We start from the raw sequence: 2328 nt of genomic DNA on the forward strand, positions 1-2328 counted from the left end.
ACCGGTCACCCCCACCGAACACACCATCGCCGACGTCTTCACCGACGTCCTCGGCGTCGACCGCGTCGGGGTTGACGAGTCGTTCTTCGCTCTCGGTGGCGACAGCATCGTCGCGATTCAGTTGGTCTCGCGCGCGAAAGCCCGGGGCGTGGTGTTCTCCTCACGCGATGTATTCGAGCGCAGGACCGTCGGCGGCTTGGCTGCAGTCGCGCAGCGTCCCGAGGACTCCGGACAGCCGGTGGCCCTCGAGGAGTTGCCGGGCGGCGGCATCGGGTGGATGCCGCTGACCCCGGTCGCGGCGGCGCTGATCGAGCGGGGTGGTGGCTTCGGTCGATTCTCGCAACACATGTGGGTGGAGTTGCCGCCCGGAATCGAGCGCGGTGGGTTGGTGGCGACGGTCGAGGCCGTGCTCGAGCACCACGACATTTTCCGCTCTCGACTTGTCGGCGACGAACGCGGGTGGGGTCTGGAAGTCGGTGGGTCGGATGCCGTCGATGTGGACGGCCTTGTTCGTCGGGTGGAGGTCACCGCCGATCTCGACGAGCAAGCCGCGGCGGCGTTGGCGGCGGCGCAATTGGATGCGGCGTTGGGGCGGTTGGCGCCGACGACGGGCGTGATGGTGCAGTTCGTGTGGCTCGATTTCCGGTCCGGATGCAGCACCGCGCAGCGGCCGGGCCGGCTGCTGATCGTCGCGCACCACCTGGTGATCGACGGGGTGTCGTGGCGGATACTCCTGCCCGACTTGGCCTCCGCGTGGGCGCAGGTGTCCGCTGGGCACACTCCAATGTTGGATCCCACCGGAACGTCGATGCGTCGGTGGGCGCACGCGTTGGTCGAGGAGGCATCGGCCCCGGCGCGGCTGGCGGAGTTACCGATATGGCAGGCACTGCTGCAAGCCCCCGACCCGGTAGTGGGCCTCCGCCCGTTCAACGCGGCTGTCGATGTCGGATCCACCCTCGACCGGGTCGAGGTGAGCGTACCGGCACCGGTGACGGCATCACTCCTGACGACCTTGCCGACACTGTTCCACGGCGGCGTCGAGGACGGACTGCTGGCGGCATTGGCATTGGCCGTCAGCCGGTGGCGGCGCACGCGACAGGTCTTCGAATCCTCGACGCTGATCCAACTCGAGGGACACGGCCGTCAGGAGCAGATTGCCGCGGGAGCGGATCTGTCTCGAACGGTGGGATGGTTCACCACCGTGTTTCCGGTGCGTCTGGATATCGGGGCCGCCGACCTCGACGACGCCTTCACCGGTGGCGCCGGCGCCGGTGTGGTGGTCAAGTCGATCAAGGAGCAGCTGAGGTCGCTACCGGACAGGGGAATCGGCTACGGGCTGCTGCGCTACCTGAATCGGGACACAACCGAGCAGTTGCGGTCACTGCCGGTCGGCCAGATCAGCTTCAACTACCTCGGCCGGGTGTCCGGCGGTGGTGTACCGAACGAGATGCCGCGGGCGGAGTGGGCACCGTGCGGCCATCTCGGCGACATCGCCGCTCCGGGAGATGCCGACATGCCGGCGAACGGCGTCGTCGACATCAATGCGATCGTCACCGACGGCAGCGAGGGTCCGGTGCTGGGCGCCACGTTCACGTTCCCGACCGGTGCAATCGGGCGGACCGATGTGCAGGACTTGGCGGAGAAATGGTGTGCTGCGCTCGCCGCCCTCGCCACCCATGCGCAGACCCCCGACGCCGGCGGGCTGACACCGTCGGATCTACCGTTGATCACCGCACAGCAACCGGACATCGACCGCTGGGAAGCGGCGTATCCGGCGGTCACGGACGTGTGGCCCCTGACGCCGCTGCAGTCGGGTCTGCTGTTCCACGCGCTGTTGGCCGCGTCGTCGGTCGACGTGTACTCGATGCAGGTCGTGTTCACCCTCACCGGCCGGGTGGACGCCACCCGGCTGCACACGGCGGCACAGGCGGTACTGAATCGGCACCCGAACCTGCGGGTGGCGTTCGTCGACGGAGCCGACGGCATACCCGTGCAGCTGGTCCTCGACAAGGTGCCGGTGCCATGGTCCGAGGTCGATCTCCGCGAAATCGACGACACCACTCGCCCGGACGCGTTGACGCGACTGCTGGCCGACGATCAGGCCACGCACTTCGACATGACCGCACCACCGTTGATCCGGTTCACACTGGTCACCGTCGCCGAGGACCGGTACGAGCTGGTCGTCGCCAACCACCACATCCTGCTCGACGGCTGGTCGATGCCACTGCTGATGACGGACATGCTCGCACTCTATGCCGCCGGCGACCAGGCATCGGCGTTGCCTCCCGCCCGTCCCTACCGCAATTATCTCGAATGGCGCGCCGAACA

General features: G+C 67.8%; 1 protein-coding gene. It reads left to right on the forward strand.

Annotated features, from left to right (window positions below):
• On the forward strand, window positions 1–2328 hold a 2328-nt coding region (locus QM841_RS42795), incomplete at both ends, for a condensation domain-containing protein (RefSeq protein WP_283336782.1).

The sequence above is a fragment of the Rhodococcus sp. IEGM 1307 genome (genome assembly GCF_030056915.1).
Taxonomy (GTDB): Bacteria; Actinomycetota; Actinomycetes; order Mycobacteriales; family Mycobacteriaceae; genus Rhodococcus_F; species Rhodococcus_F opacus_D.